This is a genomic window from Flavobacterium phycosphaerae, from assembly GCF_010119235.1.
In the GTDB taxonomy this organism is placed as follows: Bacteria; Bacteroidota; Bacteroidia; order Flavobacteriales; family Flavobacteriaceae; genus Flavobacterium; species Flavobacterium phycosphaerae.
Window position 1 is genome coordinate 1261851 of sequence record NZ_JAAATZ010000001.1, and the last position, 18408, is coordinate 1280258.

Below are 18408 nucleotides of genomic sequence, written 5' to 3' on the forward strand. Positions count from 1 at the left end.
CCTTATATTTGCAGCATTAAAACCCGTATAATTATGTCATTTTCAGATTTATTTGATAGCGAATTTAAAAGTAGAAATAAAGGTCATTTTTCAGCTATAGTGCGTGTTGCCACAGCTGATGGTGATATGAGTTCAGAAGAAAAAGAATTCTTAGACAAACTGGCGGTTCGTTTGGAGATTTCTAAAGAAGAATATGAAGAGATTTTGGAAAATCCATTAAAATACCCAATCAACCCTCCGTATTTGCATACCCAACGTATAGAGCGTTTGTATGATTTATCGAGAATGGTTTATGCCGATCACGTATTAGGACCAAGACAAAAAGAAATTCTGACCAAGTTTGCTTTGGCCTTAGGATTTACTCCGGGCAATGTACCTTTCATCATTGATAAAGCTTTATCGTTATTAGTATTGAATGTAGATTTAGATACATTCGTTTACGAAATGACTCACATGAATAAATAAAAAAGCCCCGATTCCTCGGGGCTTTTTTGTTAACTGTATTTTGCCATAAAGGCTTCTGCCTTTTCAACCATATTGTAGCTTCCGCAGAAAAACGGAACGCGTTGGTGTAATTCGGTGGGTTGGATTTCCATAATTCTGCCAAAACCGTCCGAAGCTTTACCACCAGCTTGTTCCGCGATGAAAGCCATTGGATTGCATTCATAAAGTAAACGCAACTTTCCTTTTGGTGATTTGGAGCTGGTCGGATAAATATAAATTCCGCCTTTAATCATATTTCTGTGGATGTCGGACACTAAACTTCCGATGTATCTTGAGGTGTAGGGTCTGTCTCCTTCTTCTAATTGGCAATATTTCAAATAATCTTTTACGCCTTGAGGAAAGTGAACATAGTTACCTTCGTTAATCGAATAGATGTTTCCGTCTTTAGAAAACTGCATGTTCGGATGCGACAAATAAAACGTTCCGATAGCCGGGTTCAACGTAAATCCGTTTACGCCGTGCCCTGTTGTATAAACTAACATAGTTGACGTTCCATAAATCACATAACCGGCAGCCACTTGACTCGTTCCCGGTTGCAGAAAATCTTCAAGGGTAACCGGTGTTCCAACGGGAGTTACTCTTCGGTAAACCGAAAAAATAGTACCCACCGAAACATTTACATCAATGTTAGAAGAACCATCCAAAGGATCCATCAAAACTACATATTTGTTGTTGTGACTATTATCAGAACCGGCTACGGTAATGAAATCATCATTTTCTTCCGAGGCAATACCACAAACAATTTCCCGATTGATAAGCGTTTGAATAAAAATATCATTGGCGTAAACATCCAGTTTTTGTTGGTCTTCGCCTTGAATATTTTGGTCGCCCGCAGCACCTACGATGTCCACTAGTCCGGCTTTGTTTACCTTGTAGTTGACCACTTTAGCGGCTAATCGGATGGAGTTGATGATTCTTGATAATTCTCCTGAAGAGTATTGAAATTCGGATTGCTTTTCGATGATAAATTCACCGAGCGTTTTATTGCGTTCTTCCATTGCGAAATCGTTGTAGTTGTGGGTGCAAATATCGTTTTTTTTATTAAAAAATTACCGAAATTTTAAAAAATGTCTGGCCAAATCTCAGCAAAACTTGTTTTATATTTGTTGCTTATAATTCTTAAAATTAAAAACCATGAAAGCGAAAGTACTAGTTGTCGCCCTTGTAGTTACAACATTCAGTTTTACTAAAATAAATGCACAAATTAATTTGGGCGAAAAAGCTATGGGCGCGCTACAATCGGGAGTAGCCAGTTTCACGTTTAGTGATGAAGATGCTGCTGCTATTTCAAAAGAAGCGGTTCGAAAAATGGATTCGACCAATACGGTTGCCGGTCCCAAAGATGGGTATACTTTGCGTTTAAATCGAATTTTTGGGAAACACGCGAATGAAAACGGACTAAAATTGAATTATAAAGTGTACTTAACCAAAGACGTGAATGCCTTTGCTACGGCAGACGGAAGTGTTAGAGTTTTCTCAGGTTTAATGGATATTATGGATGATAATCAATTGTTGGCGGTTATTGGTCACGAAATTGGGCATGTTGCCAATCATGATTCCCGTGATGCCATGAAAGTAGCTTTGCGTAAAGCAGCACTAGTTGGTGCGATTTCTTCTCAATCGGATAAAGTGGCGAAATTGACGGATAGTCAATATGGCCAATTAGCCAGTGCTATTGTTGACAGTAAATACAGCCGCAAACAAGAATCTGAAGCAGATGATTTCTCCTATGAATTTTTGAAACGCAATAAATACAATGTCAATGCAGAGGAATCGGCTTTTGCTATTTTAGCCAATATGAGTGGAGGGACTAGTGCTGATTTTTTAAGTAAAATGATGAGTTCGCACCCGGACCCCCAAGACAGAGCTGACAAAGCCAGAGCCAGAGCTACAGCGGATGGTTTATACAAATCCTATGTTCAAATGAAATTTTCGAACAAAGCCACCACCACGACTACGAAAAAAACAACCACCAAAAAGAAGAAAAAATAAGTGGCAACGTTAATCCGAAAAGGCGAAAAGAAAGATATGAAAGCCGTTCTTGACTTGATTCAGGAGCTGGCCACTTTTGAAAAAGAACCTGATGCGGTAGTGGTCAATGTTGCCGATTTGGAGCGAGATGGTTTTGGAGAAACCCCTTTGTTTCATACATTTATCGCTGAAGTTGATAGCGAAATTGTAGGCATGGCGTTATATTATTACCGCTATTCGACTTGGAAAGGCAAAACCATTCACCTCGAAGATTTAATTGTCAAAGAAAAAATGAGAGGCTCGGGGTTAGGATTTGCATTGTACGCCGAGATTATGAAACAAGGCAAAAAAGACAATGTCAGAAGAGTGGAGTGGAATGTTTTAGATTGGAACACACCGGCCATCGATTTTTATATCAAATCAGGAGCCCGAATTCTGGACGATTGGCGGGTAGCACAAATGGATGAAACAGGAATAAACGAATTTTTAAGTAAACTATAACTAATGAGAATTTTCAAATTTGGTGGCGCTTCAGTGAAAGACGCCGACGGTATCAAAAACGTCTACAGTGTATTGGAAAAAGTGGGTCACGAAGACACACTGCTAGTCATTTCCGCTATGGGAAAAACTACGAATGCTTTGGAATTGGTGATTAAGAATTACTTCGAAAAATCCAATGAATTACATTCTTCTTTGCAAGACGTCAAGAAATACCACAACCAAATTTTATTAGATTTGTTTGACGACGAAGAGCATGATGTTTTCTACGCCGTGAATAGTCATTTTGCTGATTTGGAATACTTTTTACGAAGCAATAAATCCCCGAATTATAACTTTGTTTATGACCAAATTGTGAGTTACGGAGAGATTGTTTCCACCACTATTGTCAGCCATTATTTTAATCATGCCGGTTTAAAAAACAACTGGATTGACGTTCGTAGTTTCATCAAAACCGATAATACTTATCGCGATGCCAATGTGGATTGGGAGAAAACCCAACAGTTCATCTCTAAAGGAATCAAGAAAAAATCACTCAACATCACCCAGGGGTTTTTAGGTTCCGATGAAAATAACTTCACCACTACTTTAGGGCGCGAAGGGTCTGATTATACCGCCGCTATTTTTGCTTATTGCCTGAATGCCGAAAGTGTAACCATCTGGAAAGACGTACCCGGTGTGATGAATGCTGATCCAAGGTATTTTGAAAATGCGATTTTGTTAAATCAAATTTCCTATCGCGAAGCCATAGAATTAGCGTTTTATGGGGCCACTGTCATTCACCCGAAAACATTGCAACCGCTTCAGAAAAAAGAAATCCCGTTGCATGTAAAATCATTCATCAATCCGCTATTGCCGGGCACCAGTGTTTCCAAAGGAAAAGATTTAGAGCCGCAAGCCCCGTGTTATATTGTAAAAAGAGACCAATTGTTGATTTCATTATCATCAATAGATTTCTCTTTCATTATGGAAGAAAACATCAGTGAGATTTTTGCGTTGTTACATCAATTCAAAATCAAAGTAAGTTTAATTCAAAACTCAGCCATCAGTTTTTCAGTATGTGTAGAAGATAAGTTTGGGAATTTCAACGAACTGAAAGCTATTTTGTCTAAAAAATTCAAAGTGTCTTATAATGAAAATGTGTCGTTGTATACCATTCGTCATTTCACCAAAGAGGCCGCTGAAATGGTTGAAAAAGATAAAACCGTACTATTGAAACAAATCTCGAGAGAGACCATGCAGATTGTAACCAAAGAGTAAAAATAACGCCGTGAATGCTGAAAAATAGATAGGGTTCGCGGCTTTTTTTATATTAAAAAGCATATTTTTACGTTATACTAAATATGCTGAAAAAACTTTTTTTATTGTTGGTCTTCATTGGGTTTTCCAGGCTTTCGGCTCAGGAAATCAAATCGTTGTACCAAACAAAAAAAGTGGCTGTGACTGCCGATACCATTTCTCTTGAAAAAGTAAGCATCAGCCCCAGTTTCTTCAAATTGCAAAAAGAAGACGGCACCGTCATTGACAGTACTTTTTACAAAATCGATTTTAAAACCGGGAAGCTTTTATTTAAAAACGGCTTCACTTCTCAAGACAGCATTACAGTTCGTTATTTCAATTATCCGGAGCATTTAACGAGAACCTACAGTATTTACGACCAAGATAAAGTCGTTCCCAACGAAGCCGGCAACCTTTATAAAGTCAATCGTTCTGTGAAAAAATTTATTCCGTTTGACGGATTGAATACTTCAGGAAGCATCACGCGCGGTGTTACGATTGGCAACAATCAAAATGCTTCGGTTACATCCAATTTAGATTTACAAATCACAGGAAAAATTTCCGATAAAGTCTCACTTCGTGCTTCGATTCAAGATTCTAATATTCCGCTGCAGGAAGGTGGTTATTCGCAAAAGTTAGATGAATTCGACCAAATTTTCATCGAATTATTTACCGATAAATGGAATATTCGCGCCGGAGATTTATTTCTCGAAAATCGGCAATCCCGTTTCCTGAATTTCAATAAAAAAGTACAAGGACTTTCCACACATTTCACCTTTGGCGGCGAAGAAAACAAAACGGATATTTTTGCAGCGGGTGCTTTGGTTCGCGGACAATATGCCAGAAGTCCGTTTACCGGTCAGGAAGGCAATCAAGGGCCGTATAAGTTAAAAGGCAATAATGGCGAGTTGTATGTATTGGTGATTTCGGGCTCGGAGAAAGTTTATGTGAATGGTATTCTTCGCAAACGGGGTGAAAACAATGATTATGTAATTGATTATAATGCCGGAGAAATCACATTTACTTCATTATTTCCTATCACTTCCGAAATGCGTATCGTGGTAGAATACCAATATTCAGACCGAAGTTATACGCGTTTTGTGACTTATGCCGGAGCCAATCACGAAGCTAAAACTTGGAGTTTAGGAGGGTATTTGTATTCTGAAAATGATGTCAAAAATCAACCATTACAACAAAATTTATCGCCGGAACAAGTGTCGATTTTGGCCAATGCCGGAGATAATGTTAACTTGATGAACGCACCATCAGCCTATTTGGATACCTATTCAGAAAATAAAATTTTGTACCGAAAAACAATCATCAGCGGGGTTGAGGTCTATGAAAACTCGAATGACCCTAACGAAGAATTGTACAATGTGAAATTTACGTTTGTTGGCCTAAACCAAGGGAGTTATATTTTGACCAACTCCAATGCCAATGGTAAAATTTATAAGTATGTAGGTTTGACCAGCACTGAACCAAACCGAAATTACGAACCGATTACTCGCTTGGTAGCACCAACCAAAATCCAAATTGCGACCGTTTTAGGAAAATACAATCCGAGTGAAAAAACGGCTCTTGACTTTGAAGTGGGTGTGAGTAACAACGATTTGAATTTGTTTTCGGCTATAGATGACAACGACAACAAAGGCGTGGCCGGGAAACTGAATTTCAAGCAAAGACTTTTTACCAAAAAATGGCAAGTTGATGTCTTCGGAAACTACCAATATGTGCAGCAAAATTTCAAAACCATTGAGCGTTTATTCAATATTGAGTTCAATCGCGACTGGAATTTAACTGCGTTTGAAGGCAACCAGAGTTTGTTGGTTAATGGCTTGGATTTCATTTTGCCAGAAAAAGGAAAGTTGACCTATCAGTTTGAAAAGTTGGATTTCTCCAAAAGTTTTTCCGGAAACCGTCATCTCATTAATGGATTGTTTAAGCTAAATAATTGGAACCTTCAGGAAACCGGCAGTTATTTAAAAAGTGACGGGGATTATGCCACTTCTACCTTCATCAGAAACCAATCACAAGCGCGCTATAATTTCAAAAAGAATTGGGTTGGAGGCAGTTTGCGATTAGAAAACAATAAAGAAAAGTTGCTTGCCACCAATCAATTATCAATACTAAGCCAACGATTTACCGAGTATGGAGCTTTTGTTGGTCGGGGTGACAGCACCAAAGTTTTTGTAGAATTGGGCTATCTGCAACGGGTGAATGACAGTTTGCAAAACGGGTTGTTGAAAAAAGTAAATACGTCACAATCCTATTATTTGAAATCAAAAATACTTCAAACCGATAAAAGCGATTTGTCTCTGTTTGTTAATTACAGAAACCTAAAATATGTTGACAACACCCGGCCAAGTGAACCTTCACTTAATTCAAGGTTGTTATACAACGACCAATATTTTAAGCAGTTGATGCAAGTCACCACCGCCTATGAAACGACTTCGGGAAGGATTGCCCAACAGGAATATACCTATCTCGAAGTGCAACCGGGGCAAGGAGTGTACACTTGGAATGACTACAATGCCAACGGAATTCAGGAATTACAAGAGTTTGAAATTGCACCGTTTCCTGATCAAGCAAAATATGTTCGAGTGTTTTTGCCGAATCAGGTTTTTATCAAAACGCATCAGAATAAATTCTCACAAGCGCTGACATTGAATCCGGCACAGTGGCAAAATGAAACCGGTTTCAGAAAATTATTGTCGCATTTTTACAATCAGTCATCGTATTTAATTGAACGCAAAATTCAGCGCAACGGCGATAACTTTGATTTAAATCCGTTCTCCACTTCTGATGCCGATTTATTAGGATTGAACACCAGTTTCAGAAATAGTTTGTTCTATAATCGCGGAAAACAAAGGCATTCGGTCACCTATACTTTTACACAAAACAAAGTGAAGAGCTTACTTTCTATAGGTTCTCAGGAAAGCAAAAACAATTCACATCAACTGCAGTACGCGCATTTAGTTCAGAAGACTTGGTTGTTTTCAATGGCCTCAAAAACGGTGTTTACCTCACTATATTCGGAAAATTATTCGGGTAAAAACTTTGAAGTCCAGGCTTATGAAATCAACCCTAAAATTTCTTACTTATTCAATAAAAATGCGAGTTGGGACATTTTTTACGAATACCAAAACAAGAAAAATCAATTAGGCGATTCGGAAACATTAGTGCAAAACCGTTTCGGAACTTCCTTCTCTTATGCCAGCGAAAAGAAGCTGACGATGAACGGGGAATTTTCTTTGTATCAAAACAAGTTTACAGGCGATGCCCAATCTCCAGTGGCTTTCCAGATGTTGGAAGGATTGCAACCCGGAAAAAATATGACTTGGCGCTTGTTGTTGCAAAAGAACTTGACGGAATTTTTAGATATCAATATCAATTACCAAGGCAGAAAGACCGAAACCAGTCAAACCATCCATACCGGAAATGTGCAATTGCGAGCATATTTTTAGTGATTTTCAACAACGGCGTATTTATTTTTTTCTTACTTTTAATCCACTAAATAATTAAATTAACAACCATGAAAAAACTATTTTTATTGTGTTTCCTTTTTGTTTTTATAGCTAATACAAACGCTCAGGAAACAAAAGCTGAAAAAGCTAAAGCAAAAACAGAGAAAGCCGCAAAAGCCAAAAAAGCAAATGCTGCCAAAGAAGCCAAGGAAACCAAAGAAAAAGCAGAAAAGAAAGCGAAGAAGGAAACGACAACCGCCAAAGAAAAAGCTACCAAGCTTAAAAAAGACGGAACACCGGACAAACGTTTCAAAGACGCTGATGATGCTAAAGGGCCATTGAAAAAAGACGGAACGCCAGACAAGCGTTATAAAAATGCCAAAGAAAACAGCGCCTCAGCAAGAGGAGAAGCAAAATCAGCCGAAGGTAAAGCTAAAGCAACCGCCAATAAAACAGAAGCAAAAGCCAAAAAAGAAATAAAGGAAAGAACTTCAAGCGAAAAAGCGCCAAGATCGCCGGACAAAGTAACCGGAGAATATAAAGGTAAAAAAGTGTATACCGGGCCAAGAGGAGGAAGATATTATATTAACTCTAATGGTAATAAAACCTATATTTCGGATGACAAATAAGAAGTAATAGTACACTTTTCAAAGAGCGGTTTTTTCAATAGAAAACCGCTCTTTTTTTATACCCCAAATGTCCGTTTTCAGAAGACGAAAAATGTTAAAATTTCACCATCAGTAAATTCCTAACTTCCTTTGTTTTAGGGCTTTTTTTGATTTTTGATTTTTTTAAATAATTGAAAATCAATTTGATATAAAATTTTAAAAACCCCACTCCAATCGCTTCATTTGTTAAAAACTAGACCCGATTGTGAATAAGTTTGACTTTCTTTTTCCGTTTGGTTTGCCAATCTTTGTAACATACAGATTTCACTAAAAATCGTCTTAAAATTCAAAATAAATTCAACATGGCTACTATCGAACCCATTTTAAAAGAAAACAAAGATCGCTTCGTGATTTTTCCTATCAAACACCAAGACATTTGGGAATGGTACAAAAAAATGGAAGCCAGTTTCTGGACTGCCGAAGAAATTGATTTACACCAAGATTTGTCGGATTGGAATAACAAATTGAATAACGACGAAAAATACTTCATCAAACATATTTTGGCTTTCTTCGCCGCTTCTGACGGAATTGTGAATGAAAATCTAGCCGAAAACTTTGTAAACGAAGTACAATATCCGGAAGCCAAATTTTTCTACGGCTTTCAAATCATGATGGAAAACATTCACAGCGAAACGTATTCGTTGTTAATCGATACGTATGTAAAAGACGAAGCCGAAAAAAGTGAATTATTCCACGCCATTGAAGTCTTTCCGGCCATCAAGAAAAAAGCCGATTGGGCTTTAAAATGGATTTCTTCCGACTCGTTTGCCGAAAGATTAATCGCGTTTGCTGCCGTAGAAGGTATTTTCTTCTCGGGCGCATTCTGCTCGATTTACTGGTTGAAAAAACGTGGATTAATGCCGGGGCTTACTTTTTCTAACGAGTTAATCTCCCGTGACGAAGGGGTTCACTGCGATTTCGCCGTGCACTTACACAACCACCACTTGATACACAAAGTATCCAAAGCGCGTATCACCGAAATTATTACCGATGCCTTAAACATCGAAAGAGAGTTCATTACCGAGTCACTTCCGGTAAGTTTAATCGGGATGAACGCCACTTTGATGACACAATATTTAGAATTTGTTGCCGACAGATTATTGGTAGAATTGGGTTGCAAACGAGTATACAACTCTTCCAATCCGTTCGATTTCATGGAGATGATTTCATTGCAAGGAAAAACCAATTTCTTCGAAAAACGTGTAGCCGAATACCAAAAAGCCGGAGTTATGAATTCCGATTCAGAATCTAGCAAAATTAGTTTCGACGCCGATTTTTAACAGCGAATCGTTCGGGCATTTTAGGGAATCCATTTTCCCGCTGTACGTTCCAATCTTTTTTAGATTTCCCCTATAGGGCAATCCAAAAAAGGATTTCCACTTCCATCAGGGCTAGGAAGTAAAGCATGGCGCTAAAACAATCATTAGCATAAATAATCACAAATAACCCAAAAACAGAGAAGGGATTGTCTGTTTTTTAACCACTTAAAACAAAAGCGTATGTATGTAGTAAAAAGAGACGGCCACAAAGAGCCGGTAATGTTCGACAAAATCACGGATAGAATTAAAAAACTATGTTATGGTTTAAACGATTTGGTAGACGCTGTTAAAGTGGCAATGAGAGTTATTGAAGGATTGTACGATGGAGTTACCACTTCAGAATTGGATAATCTGGCCGCAGAAACTGCAGCTTCCATGACCATCGCGCATCCTGATTATGCACAATTAGCGGCAAGAATAGCCATTTCTAACTTGCACAAAAACACCAACAAATCGTTCTCAGAAACCATGAACGAAATGTACCATTATGTAAATCCAAGAACCAACCAAGCTGCCCCATTGCTTTCTGAAGAAGTACACAATGTGATTCAAGCCAATGCCGAGTTTTTAAACTCCCACATCATCTACAACCGTGATTTTAACTACGATTACTTTGGTTTCAAAACCTTAGAGCGTTCATATTTGTTAAAAATTAACGGCAAAATCGTTGAGCGCCCACAACAAATGTTGATGCGTGTCGCTGTTGGAATTCACTTAAACGATTTGGAAGCGGTAATTGAAACGTACGACTTAATGTCGAAAAAATTCTTTACGCACGCCACGCCAACGTTATTCAACGCCGGTACGCCAAAACCACAAATGTCCTCGTGTTTCTTACTATCCATGAAAGACGACAGTATTGACGGAATTTATGATACTTTGAAATCAACTGCGAAAATCTCGCAATCTGCGGGAGGAATCGGGTTGTCAATTCACAATGTTCGCGCGACAGGGTCATACATTCGTGGCACCAACGGAACTTCGAACGGAATTGTTCCGATGTTGCGTGTGTTTAATGACACGGCACGTTATGTTGATCAAGGAGGCGGAAAACGTAAAGGAAGTTTCGCTATCTACTTAGAAACTTGGCATGCCGATATTTTCGATTTCTTAGATTTGAAAAAGAACACCGGAAAAGAAGAAATGCGCGCCCGTGATTTATTCTTCGCGATGTGGACCTCCGATTTATTCATGAAACGCGTTGAAGAAGACACCAATTGGACGTTAATGTGTCCGAACGAATGTCCCGGATTGTATGATGTTTACGGCGATGAATTCGAAGCTTTATATACTTCATACGAAGCACAAGGCAAAGGAAGAAAAACAGTTAGAGCACGTGAACTTTGGGAAAAAATCCTGGAATCACAAATCGAAACGGGAACGCCATACATGTTGTACAAAGACGCAGCAAACCGTAAATCGAACCAAAAGAATTTGGGAACGATTCGTTCGTCAAACCTTTGTACCGAAATTATGGAATACACTTCGGATGACGAAATTGCGGTATGTAATTTGGCTTCGATTTCGTTACCAATGTTCGTTGAAAACAACCAATTCAATCACGAATTGTTATTCAACGTAACCAAACGAGTAACCAGAAACTTAAACAAAGTAATCGACCGAAATTACTATCCGGTAAAAGAAGCCGAAAACTCTAACATGCGCCACCGTCCGGTAGGATTGGGCGTGCAAGGTTTGGCAGATGCCTTCATCTTATTGAGAATGCCGTTCACCAGCGATGAAGCTAAAAAATTAAATCAGGAAATATTCGAAACCCTATACTTTGCTGCTGTAACCGCTTCGATGGAAATGGCCAAAGAAGAAGGATCCTATTCAACCTTTAAAGGCTCTCCAATTTCAGAAGGGCTATTCCAACACAATCTTTGGAACATCAAAGACGAGGAATTGTCAGGAAGATGGGATTGGGCAAGTTTGAGAAAAGAGGTGGTAAAACACGGAGTTCGCAATTCGTTATTGGTAGCGCCAATGCCAACGGCTTCTACTTCGCAAATCCTTGGAAACAATGAAGCTTTCGAACCATACACGTCTAACATTTACACTCGTCGTGTATTGTCGGGAGAGTTTATTGTGGTAAACAAACATTTGCTGAACGACTTAGTAGAAAGAGGTCTTTGGAACGAAGACTTGAAACAAGAAATCATGCGCCACAACGGATCGGTACAAAACATCGAAAGAATCCCTGCAGATTTGAAAGAACTATACAAAACGGTTTGGGAAATGTCGATGAAAGACATCATCGATATGAGCCGTCACAGAGGATATTTTATTGACCAATCGCAGTCGTTAAACCTGTTTATGCAGGATGCCAATTATGCGAAACTAACGTCAATGCACTTCTACGCCTGGAAAAGCGGCTTAAAAACGGGAATGTATTATCTAAGAACCAAATCAGCAGTTGATGCCATCAAGTTTACTTTAAATAACGATAAAAAAGCAGAACCAACCCTTACCGATAAACCGGTAGCGACAGCCGTTGAAGTAGTAGCGCCTGTTGAAAACGGAGAAATGACTGCCGAAGATTTTGCCGCCATGGTAGAACGCGCGCGCAACGCTGCCGGAAACGGTGGAGACGACTGCGAAATGTGTGGATCGTAATCAGCATAAAAACAAATAAAAAACAGCCATCAAATGATGGCTGTTTTTTTTATAGTTTACTTTCTTTCCTTTAATTTCTTGGCCCAAAAAACACTGGTATTCCAATGGTTTTTAAAAGCGGTGTAATAACCAAACGGATTTTTCAGGCTTTGTCTTCCATAAAATTTGAAAAACAATACGGTCTTATAGCCATTGATTTCTTCCTGGGTTTCGTGAAGTAATTTATACAGCATTACGGTGGGAGCAGGTTTGGGCTGATATGTTTCGTTTTGCCATTCAAACTCAAACTTGGTACGAAAACCACCCATGGGCGCTTTGAGATGTAATAATTTCGGTTTCGAAAAAAAGACCACATCTGTTCCTGAATTGCGTATCTTTTTTCCAAAATCGGTGTCTTCTCCGTAACCAAATTCAAAGCCTTTACTAAATCGGATGTCGGTAAGCACTTCACGGGCTACAAAGCTGCTGCAGGTACCAAAACTAATCCATTGGAAAGGCTGAAATTCGGTAAACGTTTCACCTTCCTGCAAACAAGAGAGGGTCAACGCTTTCTGGTCATAATTTTTACAATTCAACAAACAGTCCTTCAAAAAATCAGCCTCAATTCGAATGTCATCATCGGCAAAGAAAACCCATTGGCTTTTCAATTGATCTAAAGCAATATTTCGGGCATTGCAAGCGCCTAATTGGTGTGTAAAGGTATGTGATATGGTGAACGGCCAAGATTCTGCAGTAAGATAATCCAAGTCTGACGCCGCTGTCGGATCGCCATTTTGTTCAATGATAATGACGTTTTTAGGAAGCTGGCTTTGGTTTTTTAAATCGAGCAACACATCATAAAGGTATTTTTTTCTTCCAATGGTCGGAATCAAAACATCAATAGTGTCTTCAGCAGTAATTCCGGAATGTTGTACAAAAGGCACTTTGGCAAGATCATATTGTCCAACCGCAGTTTTTTTATCCTTGAGCGAAAAAAGAAACGGCAACAAAGGCAGCTTTTTTTCATACACCAAAAAATCCAACAGCAACAAGAAAATCCAACGGGTTCGATAATGCGTTTTGACAAATTTAAAAAGGGTATAACGCGAAGCTTTGGGTGGCTTTACATTAGGTAAAATTAAATTACCTCGGAGCAATTGAGGCTCTGAATAACAAAATAAGCCTAAGGGCATGTACTTCTTAGCCAATGAATTTAAAAAGTAATCCAAATCAGCGGAAGGCTTGCCGGAAACTTTGGCGTTTAAAAAAACCGACGCATGAGCATAACCCACAGCACTCGACATCAGCCAGCTAGGATAAGTGCGAGCTTTGTTGATGTTGATAAAAACACTGTTGTCAACATAACCAATAGCCTTAGTTAAATAATCATTCGGGTAAGGATTGAACGAAAAAAGCGTATTGACATACGTTTCCTTTTTTTGAATGAAATCAATGTTTAATTGAGTTTCAAAAGCAACATGGCACCAAACAATTTTTTCTTCGGGGTAGGTTGCCGCCAGATTTAGTAACGCTGAGGCAATAGTATTGTTTTTAGAAAAAGAAATCGTCAACCCTTTTGAGGAACTGACTTTGGTAACCGATTTGTTGTTATGGAAAAGTACAATCATAAGGCTCAAATATAGCCAAAGCAAAAAAAGAGGGCAAATTTAATTGCCAAAAGATAAAGCACATCGTTTGAGGACTGTTTGCTTTTAATTACCTTTGAATTCAAAATAAAAAAGCAATGGCAAAGGAAAAAGGAGTCTATACCGGCATTATCGAAAAAGACGAAAACGGCAATTATTTCTGTGGGGAATACTTATTGGATTATAAATATACAGAAGCCGGTTTTAAACTGGGTGACGAAATCAATATCAAATCGGTCATTGCCAACCCAAGCGATAAGAGCTATAACCAGTATCCGAAGAAATCAAGAAATTTCTTTTTGGCCAATCAAAAAGAATAACAAAATGGAATCACAAAAGCCATTTACCGTTACCGAAGAACTTTTAGCCTCGCACGCCCAACGGTTTCTAAACTGGTTGATTGATATGTGTATGCAAGTAATCTTGTTATTCATTATTCTGGTTTTTGTTATCGCATTTGCCGAGGCTAACAGCAATAAAGCCATCCAAAATTACTTGATGAATATGAATACTATTGGGCAGTACACCCTTACCAGTAGTATAGTTTTACTGTATTACAATATTTTTGAAATTGCTTTTGCCCGAACTATCGGTAAATTCATCACCCAAACCATAGTGGTGGATGAAAACGGAAATACACCCGATCATCAAACCATTTTAGTGCGGTCGTTATGCCGATTGATACCGCTTTACGGTTTCTCTTTACTGGGAATGCCGCCCAGAGGTTGGCACGACAGCCTTTCAAAAACCTATGTGGTCAACAAAAAAACCTTAGATCAAAAGAAGCAACTTTTTTACTCGTTGCAACAAACAAATTCAAACAAATAACATGATAAAGCTTGTAAGAACAACTTCGGATAATAAAGAATTCGGAGATTTGGTCATCCAACTCGATGCTTATTTGAGAATTCTAGACGGAGAAGACCACGAATTTTATGCTCAATTCAACAAAACCAGTTTGCTCAAAAACGCTTTGATTTGTTATGAAAATGATGTTGCTGTGGGCATTGGTGCGTACAAAGAATACGATTCGGAAACCGCCGAAATCAAACGAATGTATACGTTGCCAGAATACCGTGGAAAAGGCATCGCCAAAGCCATTTTAGCAGCATTAGAACTTTGGGCCAAAGAAGAGAACTACAATAATGCCATCCTCGAAACCGGATACCTGCAAAAAGACGCCATCGGATTGTATCAAAAATTGGGATACAAAATCATTGATAATTTTGGTCAGTATGTCGGTGTTGAGAATAGTGTTTGTATGAAGAAAAACATTTAAAACGTATATTTGGTTTCAAATCCTAATTCCTTAATCCTAAATCACCATGACCTGGGAACAACTTTTATCTTTAAAACGCCAAGGCGATACCAGCAAAAGATTACGCATCGAACAAGATGACACCCGCTTGGGCTTTGAAGTCGATTACGATCGCATCATCTTTTCGTCTGCTTTCAGAAGTTTACAAGATAAAACCCAAGTGATTCCGTTGTCTAAAACCGACTTTGTACACACGCGTTTGACTCACAGTTTAGAAGTATCGGTAGTAGGACGATCTATCGGGCGATTGGTAGGTAAAAAAATCATTGAAAAATACCCTTATTTGAAAGAAGTGCACGGCTACCACATGAACGATTTCGGAGCTATAGTAGCTGCCGCTGCTTTGGCACATGATATTGGTAATCCGCCTTTTGGGCACTCCGGAGAAAAGGCTATAGGCGAATATTTTTCCATCGGGAAAGGCCAACAATACAAAGACCAATTAACGCCCAAACAATGGCAGGATTTGATTGATTTTGAAGGAAATGCCAATGGTTTTTCAGTGCTTACAAGCTCGCGTCCCGGCATTGAAGGCAGCTTGCGCTTGTCGTATGCTACCTTGGGAGCGTTTACCAAATATCCGAAAGAAAGTTTGCCCAAAAAGCCCACCAAAAATATAGCGGATAAGAAATACGGTTTCTTCCAGTCGGATGTGGCTTTCTTTAAAGAAGTAGCTGAAGAGTTGGGCATGATTTCCAATAAAACCGGCAATGATGTGGGTTATGAGCGCCATCCGTTGGCGTTTTTAGTCGAAGCTGCCGATGATATTTGCTACACCATTATCGATTTTGAAGACGGTATCAATTTAGGCTTGGTTTCCGAAGATTTTGCTTTAGAATATTTAATCAAATTGGTAAAAGATACCATTGATACGGCCAAATACCAAACCTTAACAACCAAGGAAGACCGAATCAGTTACTTGCGAGCGTTGGCTATCGGCAATTTAATCAATGATGCCGTAAAGGTTTTTATTGAAAACGAAGAAGCCATTTTGCAAGGTAAATTTCATTTTGCTTTGACCGATAAGAGCAAGTACAAAGCGCAAATGGATGACATCATTAAACTAAGTGTAAAGAATATTTACCAGAGTCGAGAAGTGATTGAAAAAGAACTTTCGGGCTACCAAATCATCAATAATTTACTCGATAAATTCATCACGGCCTACAACAATACGTATAGCGGTAATGCTACGAATTACGATAAATTGTTGATGAAAATCCTTCCGGAAAAGCACCATTTGGAGAAAGAAAGTTTGTACGACCGATTGCTTCATATCTGTCATTTCATCTCCATGCTAACGGATGGTAAAGCGGTGCAGTTAAACAAAATCGTAACGGCTTAATCTTCTTCCTCTTCTTCTAAGAGTCCGGAGAAAAGTGATTTTAAGCCATCTACATCAATGTTGCAAAATTGTTGCAGCTCATCAACGGTACCGTGTTCTATAAAGTAATCGGGCACCCCGCAAAGGAAGATTTCATTGACATAATCGTTCTTGGCCGAGAATTCTAATACGGCACTACCAAAACCGCCGGTGGTAACCCCATCTTCTACGGTAATAATAGTCGCAAATTTATCGCAGATTTTGTGTAATTTCTTTTCGTCTAACGGTTTGATAAAGCCAAAATCATAATGGGCAATTTCGTTTGACTCCTCCAATTCGTTGAGCGCAGTAGTTACATTGTGTCCAATGGTACCGGTGGATAAAACGGCTATCTTCTTTCCTTTTTTGAGTTTGTGGGCTTTCCCGATTTCGATTTTCTGGAAATCAGCGGGGAATTTCCAATCGCTGTTTTTTCCTCTTCCTCTCGGGTACCGAATGGCTATCGGATGTTTTAATCCTAAAGAAGCGGTGTATAAAATATTTTGCAAATCCATTTCGTCTTTCGGCGCATAGATAATCATATTCGGAATGCAGCGCAAATAAGCTATGTCGAACACCCCGTGATGCGTTGCTCCGTCTTCACCCACTAATCCGGCTCGGTCTAAACAAAAGATTACCGGCAAATTCTGCAAAGCCACATCGTGAATCACTTGGTCGTAGGCCCGTTGTAAAAAGGTAGAATAAATGCTGCAAAAAACCACCATCCCTTGCGTGGCCATTCCGGCTGAAAGTGTCACAGCATGCTGCTCTGCAATTCCAACATCAAACGCCCTTTCGGGGAAAGCATCCATCATAAATTTCATCGAACTTCCCGAAGGCATAGCCGGTGTGATACCAATAATCTTCGGATTGTTTTTAGCTAATTCTACTAAAGTTAATCCAAACACATCCTGAAATTTAGGGGCTAAATTGTCGGTGGCTTGTTTGATCAATTCTCCGGTAGAGGCATCAAATTTTCCTGGAGCATGGTATTTTACTTGATCCTCTTCGGCTTGCTGCAATCCTTTGCCTTTGGTGGTAATGATATGTAAAAACTTAGGGCCTTTTACAGTCTTAAGTCGTTCTAATTCTTTGATTAAAGTGGGTAAATCATGACCGTCAATCGGACCTGAATAATCAAAATTCAGCGACTTAATCATGTTGTTCTGCTTAGGGTTTTTGCCTTCTTTAACAGCGGTTAAATAATTTTTCAAGGCGCCCACACTAGGGTCAATACCAATAGCGTTATCATTTAAAATAACCAATAAATCAGCCTTGGTTACGCCGGCATGATTGAGACCTTCAAACGCCATTCCGCTGGCAATGGATGCATCGCCTACTACGGCAATATGGTGTTTGTTTTCGCCCTTGAGTTGCGAAGCCAATGCCATGCCCAATGCGGCTGAAATAGCGGTTGAGGAATGCCCAACGCCAAAGGTGTCATAAACGCTTTCATTCCGTTTCGGAAAACCCGAAATCCCACCCAGTTGACGGTTGGTGTCAAACTTAGTTCTTCTTTCGGTTAAAATTTTATGCCCGTAAGCTTGATGGCCTACATCCCAAACTAATAAATCATGGGGAGTGTCAAAAACATAATGCAAAGCAATCGTCAATTCTACCACACCCAAGGAAGCTCCAAGATGGCCTTCTTTTACCGATACAATGTCGATGATAAAACTGCGCAACTCTTTAGCCAATTCAGGCAATTGCGAAACGCTTAGTTTTCGTAAGTCAGTGGGGTTGACTATATGTTCTAGCAATTTTTTTGACATGCCACAAAGGTAACG

At 39.1% G+C, this 18408-nt stretch carries 15 protein-coding genes; 12 read left to right on the forward strand and 3 right to left on the reverse strand.

Annotation, left to right across the window (positions count from 1 at the left end):
* Positions 1 to 33 precede the first annotated feature (33 nt).
* Positions 34 to 465: a tellurite resistance TerB family protein gene (locus GUU89_RS05620; protein WP_162127009.1), complete on the forward strand. Its 432-nt coding sequence runs from the start codon at positions 34 to 36 to the stop codon at positions 463 to 465.
* Between the two features lie 29 nt (positions 466 to 494).
* On the opposite strand, the gene fbp is transcribed toward GUU89_RS05620, so the two are convergent.
* Entirely contained in the window at positions 495 to 1502 is a 1008-nt protein-coding gene (gene fbp / locus GUU89_RS05625; RefSeq protein WP_162127010.1) for a class 1 fructose-bisphosphatase, read from the reverse strand.
* Positions 1503 to 1638: 136 nt separating this feature from the next.
* Between fbp and GUU89_RS05630 the strand changes: the two genes are divergently transcribed.
* From GUU89_RS05630 to GUU89_RS05660, 7 genes are all read left to right on the forward strand, one after another.
* Positions 1639 to 2496 (forward strand): M48 family metalloprotease, encoded by an 858-nt coding sequence (locus GUU89_RS05630; RefSeq protein WP_162127011.1) that lies wholly within the window; start codon positions 1639 to 1641, stop codon positions 2494 to 2496.
* Between the two features lie 36 nt (positions 2497 to 2532).
* Positions 2533 to 2976 (forward strand): GNAT family N-acetyltransferase, encoded by a 444-nt coding sequence (locus tag GUU89_RS05635; protein ID WP_162128626.1) that lies wholly within the window; start codon positions 2533 to 2535, stop codon positions 2974 to 2976.
* Positions 2977 to 2979: 3 nt separating this feature from the next.
* Positions 2980 to 4233 carry an aspartate kinase gene (locus GUU89_RS05640; RefSeq protein ID WP_162127012.1) on the forward strand — a complete coding sequence of 418 codons (1254 nt, stop codon included), beginning with the start codon at positions 2980 to 2982 and terminating at the stop codon, positions 4231 to 4233.
* A gap of 83 nt (positions 4234 to 4316) precedes the next feature.
* Positions 4317 to 7715: a hypothetical protein gene (locus tag GUU89_RS05645; RefSeq protein WP_162127013.1), complete on the forward strand. Its 3399-nt coding sequence runs from the start codon at positions 4317 to 4319 to the stop codon at positions 7713 to 7715.
* 68 nt (positions 7716 to 7783) lie between these two features.
* Entirely contained in the window at positions 7784 to 8344 is a 561-nt protein-coding gene (locus tag GUU89_RS05650; protein ID WP_162127014.1) for a hypothetical protein, read from the forward strand.
* Between the two features lie 341 nt (positions 8345 to 8685).
* On the forward strand, positions 8686 to 9663 hold the full coding sequence (locus GUU89_RS05655; protein WP_162127015.1) for a ribonucleotide-diphosphate reductase subunit beta: 978 nt from the start codon (positions 8686 to 8688) through the stop codon (positions 9661 to 9663).
* A gap of 219 nt (positions 9664 to 9882) precedes the next feature.
* Complete coding sequence (locus GUU89_RS05660; RefSeq protein WP_162127016.1) at positions 9883 to 12318, forward strand: ribonucleoside-diphosphate reductase subunit alpha; 2436 nt, start codon at positions 9883 to 9885, stop codon at positions 12316 to 12318.
* A gap of 56 nt (positions 12319 to 12374) precedes the next feature.
* Here GUU89_RS05660 and GUU89_RS05665 read toward each other — a convergent pair whose 3' ends face one another.
* A complete protein-coding gene (locus GUU89_RS05665; protein WP_162127017.1) occupies positions 12375 to 13925 on the reverse strand; it encodes a glycosyltransferase family 2 protein in 1551 nt (516 codons plus the stop codon).
* A gap of 116 nt (positions 13926 to 14041) precedes the next feature.
* Between GUU89_RS05665 and GUU89_RS05670 the strand changes: the two genes are divergently transcribed.
* The 4 genes from GUU89_RS05670 to GUU89_RS05685 are packed head-to-tail and all read left to right on the forward strand — an operon-like array spanning position 14042 to position 16603.
* Positions 14042 to 14263 carry a hypothetical protein gene (locus GUU89_RS05670; protein WP_162127018.1) on the forward strand — a complete coding sequence of 74 codons (222 nt, stop codon included), beginning with the start codon at positions 14042 to 14044 and terminating at the stop codon, positions 14261 to 14263.
* Positions 14264 to 14267: 4 nt separating this feature from the next.
* Positions 14268 to 14771, forward strand: a complete 504-nt coding sequence (locus GUU89_RS05675; RefSeq protein ID WP_162127019.1) for an RDD family protein — start codon at positions 14268 to 14270, stop codon at positions 14769 to 14771.
* Between the two features lies 1 nt (position 14772).
* A complete protein-coding gene (locus GUU89_RS05680; protein ID WP_162127020.1) occupies positions 14773 to 15222 on the forward strand; it encodes a GNAT family N-acetyltransferase in 450 nt (149 codons plus the stop codon).
* A 46-nt stretch (positions 15223 to 15268) separates the two neighbouring features.
* Positions 15269 to 16603 carry a deoxyguanosinetriphosphate triphosphohydrolase gene (locus GUU89_RS05685; protein ID WP_162127021.1) on the forward strand — a complete coding sequence of 445 codons (1335 nt, stop codon included), beginning with the start codon at positions 15269 to 15271 and terminating at the stop codon, positions 16601 to 16603.
* Here the strand turns inward: GUU89_RS05685 and GUU89_RS05690 are convergent.
* Complete coding sequence (locus tag GUU89_RS05690; RefSeq protein WP_162127022.1) at positions 16600 to 18393, reverse strand: 1-deoxy-D-xylulose-5-phosphate synthase; 1794 nt, start codon at positions 18391 to 18393, stop codon at positions 16600 to 16602. The two genes, GUU89_RS05685 and GUU89_RS05690, sit on opposite strands and share 4 nt — an antisense overlap.
* Positions 18394 to 18408 lie beyond the last annotated feature (15 nt).